This is a genomic window from Klebsiella sp. C283 (assembly GCF_048822555.1).
GTDB classification, from domain to species: Bacteria; Pseudomonadota; Gammaproteobacteria; order Enterobacterales; family Enterobacteriaceae; genus Klebsiella; species Klebsiella quasipneumoniae.
On record NZ_JBMEZS010000008.1, the window covers coordinates 156,240 to 173,412 of the forward strand.

Consider the following 17,173-nt stretch of genomic DNA (forward strand, 5'->3'; position numbering starts at 1 on the left):
CCGTTCCGGTCGGGCAGTCCGCCTGCCCGACCGTTAAGGGGACATCCTTGTCAGTTTCTTCCTCTGCACTCTCTCAGGGTGGAACAGGTATCAGTTGCCTGCCACCAGCATCTCGCTGTCCACCACGATGCCCTCTTCAGCGCCTTTCAGCACCAGATTCGCTTCGTAATATTTTCCAGCTTTCAGCAGGTCTTGCGCCTGCGCCACCGCCTTACGGGTCTGGTTGAGCGGCATCAGATACTGGTTCTCAATTACGCCAATACCGGCCAGACGGAGGGTATCGATAGCCCCTTTCTGATCGCCTTTCGCCAGTTTTTCGTTAGCGGATTTAATGGCACTCTCTTTTTCCGGCGTGGCTACATAGTCTTCAGACAGAGCGATAGAGGCGTTAATGACCACATAGCGATCGGCGATCATTTTGGCTTTAGCATCGGTTTTCACAAACTTCGCCCAGCTGGCGTCATCGGCGGCCAGCAGCGCGGCGGCGTCGTCAGTCAGTTTTTTAGCGCTATCCGGCTGGCCATGGAACAGCGCCAGACGGGCGAACTGGACGTCGCGCATCGCGTTCGCGCCCTGCACTGCCACCTGCAGCACATCGGCGGCTTCTTTCTGCACCTGCGCTGTGGCTGCCGCGGCTGGCGCTGCCGTCGCGCTATCTGCTGCCCACACCGGAGAGGTACCCATCATGGTTGCCAGCAGGCTCGCCAGAATGACTTTTTTCATCGTTAACTCCTGATTAAAATCGGTAAGCATCACCAAACGCAGCCAGCTTAAAAAATATCATGGGCATTGAGAATCAGAGCCCGGAAGGAATATTGCGGGCCTTGTCTGACAGCTGTCAGACAAGGCGTATAAAGTCACCTCAGCGCTCTTATTTACGCCTGCCGATAGCGCGGCCTACTATTTTCCTCAGACCTTTCTTTTGGCCCGCTGAATAAAGCATGACGCATTTTATTCAGCGTCAGGCCGGCAACTGGGATCTGCGGAGAAATTATGTTTATGTTTAGCCATTACACCTTAAATGCGTTTAACCCACGCGTCTTCATTCGATATAAACGGCATGCCGGCTTGATGGCCGCGCTGCTGTTTATCTGCGGGGCCTGTTGCCTGGCCTGGCCGCTGGTCGCCGGCTGGTATCTCGCCACGGTGACCGGCATGTTGTTGATGATCTGCGGCTTCTACTCACTGTACAGCCTGATCGTCTTCCGCCAGCAGCACTGGAAATCACGCCTGGTGGCGCTGATCTTCGCCATCGCCTGGATCGTGCTCGGCCTGAGCTTTGTCGTTAATCCTCTTAACGGCATGAGCAGCCTGGCCCTCTTATTCGGCTTTTTATTTGTTCTCGGCGGTATTTCCCGCATCGTCAACGGATGTCAAACCCGAAAACAAAGCGGCGCCGGCTGGAATATTTTTATCGGCCTGTTGGATTTACTTATCGCCTGCCTGTGGCTGGCCATGAATCCGCAGCAAAGCTGGATATTTATTACCGCCTTTATCGGCGTTGAAATGATATTTAGCGCCATCGGCTTGCTGGTCCTGCGCAATAAAATGAAGCACGCCCAGGCTTAAGCCCTATTTTGTCACTGGAGAAGAAAATGAATTTGCCTAAAGTACTCGTACTGACCGTAGCGGCCACCACATTCTGTCTGATGACCAGCCCGGCGTTCGCGGTTCTGGAAACCACACCGCAGAATATGACCTGTCAGGAGTTTATGGATATGAACCCAAAAAGCATGACCCCGGTGGCCTTCTGGGTGGTGAACCGCAACACCGACTTCAGCGGCGGGGACTACGTCGACTGGCATGAAGTCGAGACCGTTTCGGTGCCGAAAATGTTGCAGCAGTGCCACAAGAACCCCGCCGCCAAACTCGGCGAGCTCAATGCGGTCATCAAGAAGTAACCCTGATCCCCGGCGACTCGCCGGGGGAAGTTAACCTCGTTGCCCGCCGTGATGCGGCGGACCCCGTCTCACTCATCGCTAGCGCATTCGCACGGCAGATGGTGGCCGATAAGCTTGCGGTATAAAAACGCTCCCATAATCGCCCCCACCACCGGCGCCAGCAGCGGCACCCAAAAGTAGGGTATCGACTGCCCGCCGGTAAAGGCCATCGCACCCCAGCCGGCCAGACTGGTAAACAGTTTAGGGCCAAAATCACGCGCCGGATTCAGCGCAAAGCCGGTTAGCGGCCCCATCGACGCGCCGATCACGGCGATCAGCAAGCCAATCAGCAACGGCGCCAGCGGCCCGCGCGGGATGCCATTGCCGTCGTCGGTCAGAGCCATGATCATCGCCATCAGGATCGCCGTGATGGTGGTCTCTACGGCAAACGCCTGCCAAAAGGTGATATGCGGATGCGGGTAGGTAGAAAAGACCCCGGCCAGGTTAAGGCTGGCGACGGTACCGCGAACGATATGCTGGCTCTGTTCAAGATCGAGAAACAGCTGACGATAGAGCCCGTACACCAGGGCGGCGGCGCAGAATGCCCCGGCCGTCTGGGCGACAATAAACGGCAGTACTTTACGGCGTTCAAAACAGGCGAACAGCCACAGGGCAATGGTGACGGCCGGATTAAGGTGCGCGCCGGAGACGCCAGCCGTCAGATAGATGGCCATGGCGACGCCGAGGCCCCAGATAATACTGATTTCCCACTGGCCAAAGCTGGCTCCGGCGACCCGCAGCGCAGCGACACAGCCCGCGCCGAAGAAAATGAGCAGTCCGGTGCCAAGAAACTCGGCCACGCACTGCCCGGTTAAGCTAGAAGTCTGGTTCATCATTGGCATCCTGAAATAGCACGTTATAGAGAGAGGCTGGCGCGAGCGCCGGCTTAATCGGCATGACCGGCCAGCACCAGCCCGGTGGCGACCGCATTGCGCGGCCCTTCTGTTCCCCGAATGTTGCCCTGCCCGGCGACCACGCCGTAATGCGACAGGGCGTCGGTGATAAGCTGCGGGATCTCAAAATCCAGCGATGAGCCACCCACCAGCACCACAAAGGCGATATCGCGAATGGAACCGCCGGGGGAGACCTGGCGCAGCGCGCGCAGGCAGTTGGTAACAAACACTTTCTCCTTCGCCTGGCGACGCACAAGACGAATTTTTTCCAGCGGGCTGGCGTTATCGATCGGCACCAGTTCGCCCTCCTTGATGTACACCACTTTGGCGAACACCGCCGGGCTGAGGGCTTCCCGGAAGAACTCCACTGCGCCATTCTCGTGGCGGATACTGAACAGGCTTTCCACTTTGGCCAGCGGGTATTTTTTTATCGCTTCCGCCTGCGAAAGATCCTCGAGACCCAGCTCGGTTTTAATCAGCAGGCTGACCATATTTCCCGCCCCGGCGAGATGCACCGCGGCGATCTGCCCCTCCGCGCTGACGATCGCCGCATCCGTCGAACCAGCGCCGAGGTCGAGGATCGCCAGCGGCGCCGCACAGCCCGGCGTGGTTAACGCCCCGGCGATGGCCATGTTGGCCTCCACGCCGCCCACGACCACCTCAGTCTGGAGTCGGGCGCTCAGCTCGCGGGCGATAACCTGCATCTGCAGACGATCCGATTTCACCATCGCCGCTATCCCGACGGCATTCTCCATGGCGCACTCCCCAGCCATCCCGCCCTGCACCTTGCGCGGAACAAATGTATCCACCGCCAGCAGATCCTGGATGTGGATCGCGCTCATCTCATGGCCGGTCAGGGACGCCATCACCTTGCGCACCCGCTCGAGCATGCCGCCGGCGTGGGTGCCCGGTTCGCCGCGGATGTCGCGTACCGGAGCGCAGGCGCTTATCGCCTGCATGATCCCCTCCGCGCCCTCGGCGACATCGGCTTCTCCACGGCGCTTTTCGCCGCTGATGTAGATCTTGCCCGCCGGGATCACCCGCGACTGCACGTCGCCCTGGGGGGTCTTGAGCACCACCGCTGAGCGGTTGCCAATCAGCGCGCGGGCGATGGGGACGATGGCCTGGGTCTCCTCCGGGCTCAGCCCAAAGAAGGTGGCGATGCCGTAGGGATTCGACAGGATCCGCACCACCTGACCCGGCGCGGCCACCTCCACCGCCGCCATCACCCCCTCGGGCACGTGCTCCAGGAGCGTCACTTCATCCACCACCGGCAGGGTTTTGCGCAGGCGGTTGTTCACCAGCACGCCGTCGTCCTTTTTGAGGATCGCCGCCACCACGTTGATCCCGCGGTCGATCGCCTCATTGAGCCACCACACGGCGTCAAGGAAATCGACAGCGTCGTCAATCAGCGCGATCCACCCCTCGGCATACTGCGCCGCCGGCAGCGTCGCCAGCCGGCCGAGGGCGATGGTCGTCCCCACGCCGACGCCCACCCCGCCCGGGGTCTGCGGGTTATGACCGATCATGGTTGACTCGGTGATAATGGTCTCGGTGATGGTCTCCATCGCCACATCGCCAATGACCGGCGCGGCTTCGTTAAGATAGATGCGAGACACATCGCGCATTGACCATGGCGTTTTCGCCAGAGCCTGCTCCAGCGCGGCGAGGGTCCCGGCGATATTGTCCCGCGTCCCTTTCATGCCCGTCGTCGCGACGATCCCGCTGGCAACAAACGTCCTCGCCTGCGGGTCGTCGGACGCCAGCGCCACCTCGGTGGTGGCGTTGCCGATATCAATCCCGGCTATTAACGGCATGCTGACCTCCGCTTAGCTTCCTTTACGCAGCTTATGCCGCTGCTGATACACTTCCGCCGCCTCCCGGACAAAGGCGGCATTCACCGTCGCATGCCAGGTGTGCTCCAGCTCGTCGGCGATCGCCAGCAGCTCCGCCTGCGAGGAGCGGAACGGGCGCAGCGCGTTATAGATAGCCAGAATGCGCTCGTCAGGGATGGCAATAAGCTCCGCCGCGCGGCGAAAATTGCGCGCCACCGCATGGCGCTGCATCTGCTCGGCAATCTGCGCCTGGTACTCAAGGGTTTGCCGGGAGATCCGCACATCCTGCGGGCCCACCTCGCCAGAGAGCACTTTCTCGAGGGTGATGTCGGTCAATGGTTTGCCGGTGGGCGTCAGGATATGCTCCGGGCAGCGGGTGGCTAACGGATAATCCTGCACGCGCATGGTTTTCTCGCTCATGGTCACTCCCTTACTAAGTCGACGTGCAGGGAGACGGGCTCGGCGTCCTGCACCACATGTTTGGTCTCTTTGATATGAAACAGGGCGGCTTTGGCCATAAATTTCGGCCGCACCATCTGGTCGTTCACCACCGGCACCGGCGAAGGTGACTCGTTGCGCGCATAGCGCGCGGCGTTTTTGCCAATCTGCCGGTAGGTCTCCAGCGTCAGCAGCGGCGCCTGGGAGAACAGCTCCAGGTTGCTGAGCGGCAGCAGATCGCGCTGATGGATGACCGTGGTCCCCTTCGACTGGATACCGATGCCGATCCCGGATCCGCTCAGGTTCGCCGCATCCCAGGCCATAAAGGAGACGTCGGACGTGCGCAAAATGCGCACCACTCGGGCGTGAAGTCCCTCTTCCTCCACCCCGGCAATCAGCTCTTTAAGGATCGCGCCATGGGGCATATCGATCAGGGTGTGATGCTGGTGTTTATCGAAGGCGGGGCCGACGCCGATCACCACTTCATCGGCGCGTTCATCGGCAGAAGCCGCCCCGCCCTCGCGGGTTTTCAGGGTAAAAGAGGGCTGAATTTGGGTTGTCTGTTGCACAGGAATACCGCCTTATTCAATGGTGTCGGGCTGGACCACGCCCGGAATATTTTTGATCTCCGCCCAGCGTTCGGCGGAGATGCGATAGCCGGTGCCCGGCCCCTGATAGTCATTGATGTCGTTGACCGCGCTCACCACCTCGAACTGTCGATCGAGAATGGCCGAGGTCTGCAGGTAATCGCCGGTGACCCGCTGGCGCAGCATATTGAGAATATTGCTGGCGATATCCTCAAAGCCGCTGCGGCTCAGCGCGCCGACAATATCGAGGCCGGTAATATTGCGCTTCATCATCTCTTCCACCGCGCTCAGGTCCTCCACCACGTTACGCGGCGGCATCTCGTTGCTGCCGTGCGCGTAGGTGGCGGCCTCCACCTCCTCGTCGGCGATCGGCGGCAGCCCCAGCTCGCGAAAGACCGCCTGGATCGCCCGCGCCGCTTTCTGGCGAATGGCGATGGTTTCCGCCTCGGTCACTGGACGCAGTCCACCGTCAACCATCAGGTCGCGCTGCAGGATGTTGTAATCATCAAAATCTTCCGCATCGAAGTTCGAGCCGGCGAACATGTTGTCGTAGTTCGGCACCGCGCTGTAGCCGGAGAAAATAAAGTCGGTGCCCGGCAGCATCTGCATCAGGGTGCGCGCGGTGCGGCGGATATCCGAGTGGGAGAAGGTCTGGTCGTTGGCCGAGGCCACTTCGAGGTCGAGCATGGAGGCGATCAGATTTTCCGCCAGCACCGCCCGAATGCCCGAGGGCACGGCGCCGGTCATGCCGATGCAGCTCACCGCCCCGTTCTGTAGACCCTGCACCCCGGCGCCTTTGGTAATGAAGATGCAACGCGATTCGAGATAGAGCATCGACTTGCTCTCCGAATAGCCCATCAGCGCTTCGGAGCCGGTGCCGGAGGTGTAGCGCATTTTCAGCCCCCGGGAGGCGTAGGCCGAGGCGAGGAACGCCTTTGACCATGGGGTGTCATCGCCGTCGGTAAATACCGCCTCGGTGCCGTAGACTGACACCGTCTCGGCGTAACTGGTTAAGCCACGCATGCCCAGCTCCAGCTCGGTGGCCTCTTCCACCGAGCATTGCGTCAACACGCCGGGGCGGCCGCACTGCGAGCCGACCAGCAGCGCCAGGGCGTTGAACGGGGCATAGCGCGCAATACCGACCGTGGTCTCCTGCTCGGAGAAGCCGCGGATCCCGGCCTCGGCGGCGTCGGCGGCAATCTGCACCGGATTATCCTTCAGGTTGGTGACATGGCACTGGTTGGAGGGCGTTCGGCGGGCGCGCATCTTTTGCAGCGCCATCATCATCTCCACCACGTTCATCTGCGCCATGACTTCAACCGCTTTGGCCGGCGTGATGGCGGTGGTGATGGCGATGATCTCCTCCCGGCTGACGTGGATATCCACCAGCATGCGGGCTATCTCCAACGCCTCCAGACGCATCGCCTGCTCCGTGCGCTCAATGTTGATCGCGTAGTCGGCGATAAACCGGTCGATCATGTCAAACTGGTCCCGGCGCTTGCCGTCCAGCTCGACGATCCGACCGTTTTCCACTTTGACCGACGAGACCGGGTCAAAGGGGCTTTCCATGGCGATCAGTCCCTCTTCAGGCCACTCGCCAATCAGCCCGTCCTGATTGACGGGGCGCTGGGCCAGTACTGCAAATCGTTTTGATCTTTTCATTGTTCATGGGCTCAAAAGGTGAAATCCGCAGACGGTAGCGAACACGCCGGGCCAGCGTCGCTGCCCGCCCGGCCATTACCGGCAATAGCGGAACTTTAAATGAGCCACTGGTGAAAAAAATAAAATTAATTTTGTTTCAATCTGGCACGTTAAATCGGCAAACAGTTTCACTATGAAACCCCGCCGCAACGGCTAAAATAAAAAATGTGATCGCCCGCATTGATATAAATCAATTAATAAAAAAAGCCCGCCACCGCGTTTTTCCGAAGCATTTTTAGACCTGTTGACTAAATCATGGCGGGCGACAAAATAACGCTGAGAAAAATAAATTAAGCCAACCGCGTGGCGATAGTTTTTTTACTTTCGCCCCCTACTGACTATTCGCGTCAGCATTACCCTGGCGCGGGAGATAATCATGAAAAAGAGCCAACACATTCAGACTATCACCCTGGCCGCCGCCCAGAAAATGGCGGCGGCAGTGGAGAAAAAAGCTAATGAGATCAACGTCGCGGTGGTGTTTTCCGTGGTTGACCGCGGCGGCAACACGCTGCTTGTCCAGCGGATGGACGAAGCCTTTGTCTCCAGCTGTGATATTTCGCTGAATAAAGCCTGGAGCGCCTGCAGCCTGAAACAAGGCACCCATGAAATTACGCCAGCGGTTCAGCCCGGACAATCTCTGTATGGTCTGCAGCTGACCAATCAACAGCGAATCATTATTTTTGGCGGCGGCCTGCCGGTTATTTTAAATCAGCAGGTAATTGGTGCCGTCGGCGTTAGCGGCGGTACGGTCGAGCAGGATCAATTATTAGCCCAGTGCGCCCTGGATTGTTTTTCCGCATTATAACCTGAAGCGAGAAGGTATATTATGAGCTATCGTATGTTTGATTATCTGGTGCCAAATGTTAACTTTTTTGGTCCCAACGCTATTTCCGTGGTCGGTGAACGCTGCAAGCTGCTGGGGGGTAAAAAAGCCCTGCTGGTTACCGACAAAGGCCTGCGGGCGATAAAAGATGGCGCGGTGGATAAAACTCTGCATTATCTGCGAGAGGCCGGTATCGAGGTGGCGATCTTTGACGGCGTCGAGCCGAACCCGAAAGACACCAACGTGCGCGACGGTCTCGCCGTGTTTCGCCGCGAGCAGTGCGACCTTATCGTCACCGTGGGCGGCGGCAGCCCGCACGACTGCGGCAAAGGCATCGGTATCGCCGCCACCCATGAGGGCGATCTTTATCAGTATGCCGGGATTGAGACCCTGACCAACCCGCTGCCGCCCATCGTCGCGGTCAACACCACCGCCGGCACCGCCAGCGAGGTCACCCGCCACTGCGTCCTGACCAACACCCAAACCAAAGTGAAGTTTGTGATCGTCAGCTGGCGCAACCTGCCGTCGGTCTCCATCAACGATCCGCTGCTGATGATCGGCAAACCGGCCGCCCTGACCGCGGCGACCGGGATGGATGCCCTGACCCACGCCGTAGAGGCCTATATCTCTAAAGACGCCAACCCGGTGACTGACGCCGCCGCCATGCAGGCGATCCGCCTCATCGCCCGCAACCTGCGCCAGGCCGTCGCCCTCGGCAGCAATCTTCAGGCGCGGGAAAACATGGCCTACGCCTCTCTGCTGGCCGGGATGGCCTTCAATAACGCCAACCTCGGTTATGTGCACGCCATGGCACATCAGCTGGGCGGGCTGTACGACATGCCGCACGGCGTGGCCAACGCCGTCCTGCTGCCGCACGTGGCTCGCTATAACCTGATCGCCAACCCGGAAAAATTCGCCGATATCGCCGAACTGATGGGCGAAAATATCGCCGGACTGTCGACCCTCGATGCGGCGGAAAAAGCTATCGCCGCCATCGCGCGTCTGTCGATGGATATCGGGATTCCGCAGCATCTGCGCGATCTGGGGGTGAAAGAGGCCGACTTCCCGTACATGGCGGAGATGGCCCTGAAAGACGGCAACGCGTTCTCGAACCCGCGTAAGGGCAACGAGCAGGAGATTGCCGCGATTTTCCGCCAGGCATTCTGAGTGTTAACGAGGGGACCGTCATGTCGCTTTCACCGCCGGGCGTACGCCTGTTTTACGATCCGCGCGGGCACCATGCCTGCGCCATCAATGAGCTGTGCTGGGGGTTGGAGGAGCAGGGGGTCCCCTGCCAGACCGTATCCTGCGACGAAGGCGGTGACGCCGATACGCTGAGCGCCCTGGCGGCCAGAAGCTCGACGCTGCGGGTGGGCATTGGGCTCAGCGCAGCCGGCGAGATCGCGCTAACCCATGCCCAGCTGCCGGCGGACGCGCCGCTGGCGACCGGGCACGTCACCGATAGCCGCGATCATCTGCGTACGCTCGGCGCCAACGCCGGGCAGCTGGTGAAAGTCCTGCCGTTAAGTGAGAGAAGCTGAATGTACCGTATCTATACCCGCACCGGAGATAAAGGCACCACCGCCCTGTACGGCGGCAGCCGCATCGAGAAAGACCATATTCGCGTCGAGGCCTACGGCACCGTCGATGAACTGATATCCCAGCTGGGCGTCTGCTACGCCACCACCCGCGACGCCGGGCTGCGGGCAAGTCTGCATCAGATTCAGGAGACGCTGTTCGCGCTGGGGGCCGAACTGGCCAGCGATGCGCGGGGCCTGGTCCGCCTGAGCCAGACGATCGGCGAGGAGGAGATCACCGCCCTGGAGCGACTTATCGACCGCAATATGGCCGAAAGCGGCCCCCTGAAACAGTTTGTGATCCCGGGGAAGAATCTCGCCTCCGCCCAGCTGCACGTGGCGCGCACCCTGGCCCGTCGGCTGGAACGTTTGCTGACGGCCATGGACCGCTCGCACCCTCTGCGCGACGCGCTCAAACGCTACAGCAATCGTCTGTCGGACGCCCTGTTCTCCATGGCGCGTATCGAGGAGACTAGGCCTGATGCTTGCGCTTGAACTGGCTGGCGTCGATATCGTACTGCTTCATTTTGCGCCACAGGGTGGTGCGGCCGATATTCAGCAGTTGCGACATCTCCTGCACCCGCCCGCTGGTCACCCGGGCGGCGTGGATGATGGCCTCTTTTTCGATGGCGCTAAAGGTCAGGCTGGCCGGCAGCAGCGATGAGCCGCTATCGGCCCCCGGCCGATCGGAAAAGAGATATTCCGGCAGGTTGCTCAGGCGAATGTGGCCGTTATCGCTGCTGATGGCGATGTTCTCTATCACGCTGTTAAGCTCAAAATCATTTCCCGGCCACGAGTAGGCCACCAGCTGGGCCAGCGCGTCATCGTCCACTTTCAGCCGGGAAGAGAAACGCTTCTCCAGGCTTTTCAGCCGGTTATGCACCAGCGACGGGATACTGTTGCGCCGGGCGCGCAGCGGCGGAATGACGATCTCGAAAGAGTGCAGCGCATAGTACAGCTGGCGGCTAAAGCGGTTCTGTTCCACCAGGTTGGCCAGATCGACGGTGGTGGTGGCGATCACCTTCACATCCACCGGGATCAGGCGGCGGGCGTCGAGGCGGGTAAGCACTCCCTGCTTAATCACCTGCAGCAGGGCGGACTGCAGCTCCGGCGCCAGATACTCAATTTTTTCCAGAAACAGGGTGCCGCCGTTGGCCAGCTCAAGGCGGCTCAGGCGGCCATTTTCATCATCGGTGGGGGCGCTCCCCATAAAGTCCTGGCCCAGCACGCTGTCGGCATACAGCTGGCAGTTGACGGCGATGTAGGGGCCGCCCGCCCGCTCGCTTTCATTGTGGATGGCCTGGCTCAGCAGCTCTTTCCCCACCCCCTCTTCACCGCACAGCAGTACCGGAAAGCCGCCGCGCGCCGCCTGGCGGCCAAAGTGGATCAGCCGCCGGGTTTCCGGATCGTCGGCTGACATCTGCTCAAACGTGTGGCTGACTTTGCCCAGCTGGCTGGTCATCAGCTGCCGCATCTGCTCCACCGGGTGCAGCAGCAGAATAAAGCTGTTGCCTTGCGACTCGACAATCGGTTTTAAGGTGATCACCGCGTCGATAAACTGGTGCTGGCTTTCAAAGGTGACTTCAACGTGATTCAGGCCGCGGGCGTGTTTGATGGCGCGGCGCAGCAGCGCCGGCAGGGTCACCAGATCGGCGATATTTTTTCCCTGGCTGGCCTGGGCATCAAGATGCAGCAGTCTCGCCGCCTGAACATTGAGAAATTGCAGTACCCCCTGTTCGTTCCACGCCATCACCCCGTCGTCCATGCTCTCCAGCAGGCCGTACATTTGATTGAGGTGGCGGTTGGATTCCGCCAGCAGGCTGTCGGTGAGCAGGGAATTGCCCACCTCGCGGGCGATGGCCAGCGTCAGGGAGAGGTCGGCGCTGGACTGGTGCTCCACCAGACAGCAAAGCGAGATAGAGCCGAACAGCCGCCCGTGGTTATCGAACACCGGCGTCGAACAAAAGCTCCATGGCTGCAGGGCCTGCTTAAAATGCCGATCGCCGGCGGTGTTGATCGGCTGCCCCTGCATCGCGGCCAGCGACAGCGCGCAGGTGCCGATAATGCTCTCCGCGCAGTAGCTGCCGTCGCGAAACCCCAGGTCAGCCAGCTGCGCCAGCGTTTGCGGTTCGCCGCAGCGGCTCAGAATACAGGCGGTCTCATCAAGGATAAACAGCGCGCAGGGGCGACCGTCCATAAACTCCCAGGCGTCCTCCAGCGCCGCCTGACCGATGGTCAGCAGCGCGGTTTTACGCCGACAGATCGAGTCAAAGGTCAGGCCCTGGGCCTGGTGCGGTTTTTGCCAGGTTTCGCGCTGCATAAACTTGCTGCAGCGATGCCATGACTGGGCGATGACGGAAGAGACCGCCTTCCCGGTATCCTGAGTCTGAACAGTCATACTGTTTTCCGCGTTTTACCATAGAGAACCCCTCCGGCAGCCGCTGCCAGAGGGGAGAAAGAAAGACCGCCGACCGGCGCCAGCGGTTTAGCCACCGCGAATTAACGCGCCAGCCACTGCTGGCCTAACAGATCGGCGGTGAGGATAGCGGCGTGCACGCTCTCCGGGGTCACCGCAAACGGCATATTGTGGATGGTTTCCCCTTCCGCGCAGGTGGCTTTCGCCACCGCGGCGATTTTCGCGTCGATCCCCTCTTTGACGCCCATCTGCGCGAGGGTCACCGGCAGGCCGACGCGCTGGCAGAAGCCCAGCACGGTTTCAATCTCGTCCATCGGGCTGTTCTGCAGCACCAGCTGCGCCAGGGTGCCGAAGGCCACTTTCTCGCCGTGATACAGGTGATGGCACTCTTCCAGAATGGTGAAACCGTTGTGGATCGCGTGGGCGGCGGCCAGGCCGCTGCTTTCAAAGCCAATGCCGCTGAGGTAGGTGTTCGCTTCGATGATGCGCTCCAGCGCTTCGGTCACCACCCCGGCCTGCGCCGCCAGACGGGCCTTTTCGCCCTCCGCCAGCAGCGTATCATAGCACAGGCGGGCCAGGCTCAGCGCCGCCTCGGTGGACTGCCCCCCGGCCATGCTGGTGGCGCGCGCATCGTAGCAGGCTTTGGCCTCAAACCAGGTGGAGAGCGCATCGCCCATGCCGGAGACCAGCAGGCGTACCGGCGCTTTGGCGATAATCGCCGTGTCCATCACCACCATATCCGGGTTTTTCGGATAGATCAGATACTCTTCAAACTCGCCCGCTTCGGTGTAGATCACCGACAGCGCGCTGGTCGGCGCATCGGTCGAAGCGATGGTCGGGATCACCACCACCGGCAGCTTCTGGTAGTAACCGATCGCCTTCGCGGTATCGAGGGTTTTACCGCCGCCGATGCCAACCACGCCGCGGCAGCCCTGTTTTTGCAAAATCGCCATCAGGCGGTTAATTTCCGCATGGCTGCATTCGCCGTTAAACCGTTCCGCATGGCAGCGAATATCGTGACTCTGCAGGCCATTCACCACTTTCTCCCCCGCCAGCTTCATCACGAAGTCGTCAGCGATGACGAAGAAGCTCTCCGCCAGGTTTTTGGCATATTGACCGAACAGGACAGCAGCATCAGGACCCTGAAGATATTTGGCTGGAGATTGAATAACTTTTAGCATTCCTTTCACCCTCAAATAAGTGCGCATGTAGACATGATGAGCCCTGGCGTTATCCGCGCCGGCCGGTAAAGCGCGGCCTCAACGGAATGTACCGGAGCAGTGCGATCACTGTAGGGCCGGCACGGAACAAAAAAATCTTTCGCCTTTTTGTTCTGATTTGAAACACAGGTTAAATTTTTACGTTCCATATTGGAACAAAAAACCCTAGTCTTCGTCAGGATTGCGATCCCGATCCGCTCCTCTGCCGCATAATTCCCTTACCATCCCCCTTTAGCGGCAGGCTTTTTCCCCACAGCCGGGGGAAATTTAGCAAAAAATTTTTTTCCGCCCGCTGCGCCAGCCGCGATGATCGGCGCTTAAGGCAGAGGAAAAAAAGCGCGCCAGCTCGCATTTTCACCGTTTCCTCAGCAAAAACGTTCCATAAAGAAACAAAATCAGCAGGCGATGTTTCGTAATGAAACCCGATCGCCGGAGCATTCTTTTTTTCGTCCGCTCAGCCAGAATCATCATATCGCCAGGCACGCTGCACCGTCAGACGATACCCCTACGCGATGACCGCCTCCGCCAGCAGAGAGGCCGCATCGAACCTTCTCCAACGGAGCACTGAATAATGAAAAAGCTGATTAACCGTGTTGAAGATGTACTGAATGAACAATTACAGGGGCTGGCTAAAGCCCACCCGCAGCTGACCCTGCACCAGGACCCGCTGTACGTCACCCGCGCCGACGCGCCGGTGGCCGGCAAGGTCGCCCTCCTCTCCGGCGGCGGCAGCGGCCATGAGCCGATGCACTGCGGCTATATCGGCCAGGGGATGCTCTCTGGCGCCTGCCCGGGGGAAATCTTCACCTCGCCGACGCCGGATAAAATGTTCGAATGCGCGATGCAGATTGACGGCGGCGAAGGCGTCCTGCTGATTATCAAAAACTACACCGGCGACATCCTGAACTTCGAAACCGCCACCGAGCTGCTGCATGAGAGCGGCATAAAAGTCACCACCGTGGTGGTCGACGACGACGTGGCGGTGAAAGACAGTCTCTATACCGCAGGCCGCCGCGGCGTCGCCAATACCGTACTGATCGAAAAACTGGTCGGCGCCGCCGCCGAGCGCGGCGATTCGCTGGAGGCCTGCGCTGAACTGGGGCGCCGCCTGAATAATCTCGGCCACTCCATTGGCATCGCCCTCGGCGCCTGCACCGTACCGGCCGCCGGACAACCCTCCTTTACCCTGCAGGACGATGAAATGGAGTTCGGCGTCGGCATTCACGGCGAGCCGGGCATCGACCGCCGTCGCTTCAGCTCACTGGACCAAACCGTCGATGAGATGTTCGATACCCTGCTGGAGAATGGCGCCTACAGCCGCACGCTGCGCCAGTGGGATACCGTTAAGGGCGCGTGGCAGGAAGTGAAGCAGAGCAAAACCGCGCTACAAAATGGCGATCGGGTCATCGCCATGGTCAATAACCTCGGCGCCACGCCGCTGTCCGAACTGTACGGCGTCTATCACCGGCTCGCCCAGCGCTGTGAAGCGTCCGGCATCATCATCGAACGTAACCTCGTCGGCAGCTACTGCACCTCGCTGGATATGGCGGGCTTCTCCATCACCCTGCTGAAAGTGGATGATGAAACGCTGGCGCTATGGGACGCCCCGGTTCATACCCCGGCGCTGAACTGGGGAAACTAAGGAGCACGACATGTCACTGAACAGAACGCAAATCGTCGACTGGCTGTACCGCTGCGGCGATATCTTCACCAAAGAGAGCGATTTTCTCACCGGCCTCGATAAAGAGATCGGCGATGCCGACCACGGCCTGAATATGCACCGCGGGTTCAGCAAGGTGGTGGAAAAGCTGCCGTCGATTGCCGATAAAGATATTGGCTTTATCCTCAAAAACACCGGCATGACGCTGCTCTCCAACGTCGGCGGCGCCAGCGGCCCGCTGTTCGGCACCTTCTTCATTCGCGCCGCGCAGGTCACTCAGGCCCACCAGAGCCTGACCCTCGACGAACTGTACCTGATGATCCGCGAAGGCGCGGACGGCGTCGTCAACCGCGGTAAAGCGGAGCCAGGGGATAAAACCATGTGCGACGTCTGGCTGCCGGTAGTGGACTCCCTGCGCCAGTCCAGCGAGCAGCATCTGTCGATCGCCGCCGCGCTGGATGCCGCCTGCAAAGCAGCGGAGGCCGGCGCCCACAGCACCATCACCATGCAGGCGCGCAAAGGCCGCGCCAGCTACCTTGGCGAACGCAGCATCGGCCATCAGGATCCGGGCGCCACGTCAGTGATGTTTATGATGCAGATGCTGGCCGCCGCGGCCAAAGAGTAAGGAAATCGCGATGGTAAACCTGGTTATTGTTTCTCATAGCGCCCGGCTGGGCGAAGGTGTCGGAGAACTGGCCCGGCAGATGTTAATCAACGACGGCTGCAAGCTGGCGATCGCCGCCGGGATCGACGATCCCGACAGCCCGATCGGCACCGATCCGATCAAGGTCATGGAAGCGATCGAATCCGTCGCCGATACCGACCACGTGCTGGTGATGATGGATATCGGCAGCGCGTTGCTCAGCGCCGAAACCGCCCTCGACCTGCTCGATCCGGCGATTGCCGCGAAGGTGCGGCTGTGCGCCGCGCCGCTGGTGGAGGGGACGCTGGCGGCCACCGTCAGCGCCGCCTCCGGCGCCGGGATCGACAAAGTGATCGCCGACGCCATGAACGCCCTGGAGGCCAAACGGATCCAGCTGGGTTTACCTTCGCCAACCCCTGACGCCGCCCCGGCGCCGACGCTTGCCGACGATGGCGACAGCAAGTCGCTTGCTGTCGTCATACAGAACCACAACGGCCTGCACGTGCGTCCGGCGTCGAAGCTGGTCGCCGCGCTGGCGGGCTTTAACGCCGATCTGCTGCTGGAGAAAAACGGGAAGTGCGTCAAACCGGACAGCCTCAACCAAATCGCCCTGCTGCAGGTGCGGCGCAACGATAAGCTGCGCCTGCTGGCCCGCGGGCCAGAGGCCGATGCGGCGCTGGCGGCGTTTCAGGCGCTGGCCGCCGATAACTTCGGCGAATCGCCTGCAGCGCAACCGGCAGCCGCCCCGGCCGCCCCCGAACGCGTCGAAGGCATCGCGCTGCGCTATCCGCTGGCCCTGATCCAGCCGGTCCGCCCGGCCGCCGCCGATGTCGCCCGCGAGCAGCAGCGGCTGCGCCGGGCTATCGACCAGACGCTGGCGGATCTCACTGCCCTGACCGAGCTGGCGGAGAATAAATTTAACGCCGATATCGCGGCGATTTTCGCCGGGCACCACACCCTGCTCGACGATGAGGATCTGTTTGATGCCGCCAACGATCGTCTGCTCACCGAGCCGTGCTCGGCGGAATGGGCGTGGCATCAGGTGCTGATGGAGCTCAGCCAGCAGTATCGCCAGCTGGATGACCCCTATCTCCAGGCGCGCTATATCGATATCGAAGATATTCTGCAGCGCACCCTGCGCCATCTGCAGAACGTGCAGGAAACGCTGCCAACGCCCGGCGAGCCGACCATTATTATCGCCGACAACATGTTCCCGTCAGCCGTCCTGCAACTGGATGCCAGCCGCGTGAAAGGCCTGTGCCTGCGCGACGGCAGCGAACAGGCCCACGGCGCGATTATCGCCCGCGCGGCGGGGATCGCCTGGCTATGTCAGCAGGGCGAGGCGCTGAACAGCGTGCAGCCCGGCGAGCCCATCGCGCTCGATATGCGCCGCCAGCGCCTTATCCGTCACTAAATCCACTTTATCCGTTACCGCTCCGG

Annotated in this window: 18 protein-coding genes; 10 read left to right on the forward strand and 8 right to left on the reverse strand. The window is 60.6% G+C overall.

What is annotated here, in order from left to right:
* Positions 1-90: 90 nt before the first annotated feature.
* The gene (locus tag ACOI7Z_RS17145) at positions 91-753 is read right to left on the reverse strand and encodes a YfdX family protein (protein ID WP_072096602.1); all 663 of its coding nucleotides are present in this window, start codon (positions 751-753) and stop codon (positions 91-93) included.
* A gap of 240 nt (positions 754-993) precedes the next feature.
* On the opposite strand from ACOI7Z_RS17145, the gene ACOI7Z_RS17150 reads away from it, so the two are divergent.
* On the forward strand, positions 994-1,569 hold the full coding sequence (locus ACOI7Z_RS17150) for an HdeD family acid-resistance protein (protein WP_023291053.1): 576 nt from the start codon (positions 994-996) through the stop codon (positions 1,567-1,569).
* 26 nt (positions 1,570-1,595) lie between these two features.
* Positions 1,596-1,901 (forward strand): acid-activated periplasmic chaperone HdeB, encoded by a 306-nt coding sequence (gene hdeB / locus ACOI7Z_RS17155; RefSeq protein WP_087777152.1) that lies wholly within the window; start codon positions 1,596-1,598, stop codon positions 1,899-1,901.
* Between the two features lie 68 nt (positions 1,902-1,969).
* On the opposite strand, the gene ACOI7Z_RS17160 is transcribed toward hdeB, so the two are convergent.
* The 5 genes from ACOI7Z_RS17160 to ACOI7Z_RS17180 are packed head-to-tail and all read right to left on the reverse strand — an operon-like array spanning position 1,970 to position 7,355.
* Positions 1,970-2,773: an MIP/aquaporin family protein gene (locus tag ACOI7Z_RS17160; protein ID WP_044524799.1), complete on the reverse strand. Its 804-nt coding sequence runs from the start codon at positions 2,771-2,773 to the stop codon at positions 1,970-1,972.
* Positions 2,774-2,826: 53 nt separating this feature from the next.
* Positions 2,827-4,650 carry a diol dehydratase reactivase subunit alpha gene (locus tag ACOI7Z_RS17165; protein WP_065882635.1) on the reverse strand — a complete coding sequence of 608 codons (1,824 nt, stop codon included), beginning with the start codon at positions 4,648-4,650 and terminating at the stop codon, positions 2,827-2,829.
* Between the two features lie 12 nt (positions 4,651-4,662).
* Positions 4,663-5,088, reverse strand: a complete 426-nt coding sequence (locus ACOI7Z_RS17170; RefSeq protein WP_023291057.1) for a glycerol dehydratase small subunit DhaB3 — start codon at positions 5,086-5,088, stop codon at positions 4,663-4,665.
* 2 nt (positions 5,089-5,090) lie between these two features.
* A complete protein-coding gene (locus tag ACOI7Z_RS17175) occupies positions 5,091-5,675 on the reverse strand; it encodes a propanediol/glycerol family dehydratase medium subunit (protein WP_065882634.1) in 585 nt (194 codons plus the stop codon).
* A 12-nt stretch (positions 5,676-5,687) separates the two neighbouring features.
* The gene (locus ACOI7Z_RS17180) at positions 5,688-7,355 is read right to left on the reverse strand and encodes a propanediol/glycerol family dehydratase large subunit (protein ID WP_023291059.1); all 1,668 of its coding nucleotides are present in this window, start codon (positions 7,353-7,355) and stop codon (positions 5,688-5,690) included.
* Positions 7,356-7,770: 415 nt separating this feature from the next.
* On the opposite strand from ACOI7Z_RS17180, the gene ACOI7Z_RS17185 reads away from it, so the two are divergent.
* Genes ACOI7Z_RS17185 through ACOI7Z_RS17200 form a run of 4 tightly spaced genes read left to right on the forward strand, consistent with a single transcriptional unit; the run spans position 7,771 to position 10,289 of the window.
* The gene (locus ACOI7Z_RS17185) at positions 7,771-8,199 is read left to right on the forward strand and encodes a GlcG/HbpS family heme-binding protein (protein WP_087848567.1); all 429 of its coding nucleotides are present in this window, start codon (positions 7,771-7,773) and stop codon (positions 8,197-8,199) included.
* A 21-nt stretch (positions 8,200-8,220) separates the two neighbouring features.
* Positions 8,221-9,384 carry a 1,3-propanediol dehydrogenase gene (gene dhaT, locus ACOI7Z_RS17190; RefSeq protein ID WP_032454132.1) on the forward strand — a complete coding sequence of 388 codons (1,164 nt, stop codon included), beginning with the start codon at positions 8,221-8,223 and terminating at the stop codon, positions 9,382-9,384.
* A gap of 20 nt (positions 9,385-9,404) precedes the next feature.
* Positions 9,405-9,758, forward strand: coding sequence for a glycerol dehydratase reactivase beta/small subunit family protein (locus ACOI7Z_RS17195; protein WP_023291062.1), 354 nt, complete (start codon positions 9,405-9,407; stop codon positions 9,756-9,758).
* A complete protein-coding gene (locus tag ACOI7Z_RS17200; RefSeq protein ID WP_044524805.1) occupies positions 9,759-10,289 on the forward strand; it encodes a cob(I)yrinic acid a,c-diamide adenosyltransferase in 531 nt (176 codons plus the stop codon).
* Here ACOI7Z_RS17200 and dhaR read toward each other — a convergent pair.
* Complete coding sequence (gene dhaR, locus ACOI7Z_RS17205; protein ID WP_044524806.1) at positions 10,267-12,192, reverse strand: dihydroxyacetone kinase operon transcriptional regulator DhaR; 1,926 nt, start codon at positions 12,190-12,192, stop codon at positions 10,267-10,269. The genes ACOI7Z_RS17200 and dhaR overlap by 23 nt on opposite strands.
* Before the next feature lie 101 nt (positions 12,193-12,293).
* Positions 12,294-13,391 carry a glycerol dehydrogenase gene (locus tag ACOI7Z_RS17210; protein WP_008806556.1) on the reverse strand — a complete coding sequence of 366 codons (1,098 nt, stop codon included), beginning with the start codon at positions 13,389-13,391 and terminating at the stop codon, positions 12,294-12,296.
* 251 nt (positions 13,392-13,642) lie between these two features.
* Here ACOI7Z_RS17210 and ACOI7Z_RS17215 point away from each other — a divergent pair, with 251 nt between their 5' ends.
* From ACOI7Z_RS17215 to dhaM, 4 genes are all read left to right on the forward strand, one after another.
* The gene (locus ACOI7Z_RS17215; protein ID WP_048298715.1) at positions 13,643-13,846 is read left to right on the forward strand and encodes a hypothetical protein; all 204 of its coding nucleotides are present in this window, start codon (positions 13,643-13,645) and stop codon (positions 13,844-13,846) included.
* 155 nt (positions 13,847-14,001) lie between these two features.
* A complete protein-coding gene (dhaK, locus tag ACOI7Z_RS17220; RefSeq protein ID WP_065882628.1) occupies positions 14,002-15,072 on the forward strand; it encodes a dihydroxyacetone kinase subunit DhaK in 1,071 nt (356 codons plus the stop codon).
* Positions 15,073-15,082: 10 nt separating this feature from the next.
* Positions 15,083-15,715, forward strand: coding sequence for a dihydroxyacetone kinase subunit DhaL (gene dhaL / locus ACOI7Z_RS17225; protein ID WP_017899726.1), 633 nt, complete (start codon positions 15,083-15,085; stop codon positions 15,713-15,715).
* Positions 15,716-15,725: 10 nt separating this feature from the next.
* Entirely contained in the window at positions 15,726-17,147 is a 1,422-nt protein-coding gene (dhaM, locus tag ACOI7Z_RS17230; protein ID WP_087777160.1) for a dihydroxyacetone kinase phosphoryl donor subunit DhaM, read from the forward strand.
* Positions 17,148-17,173: the final 26 nt, after the last annotated feature.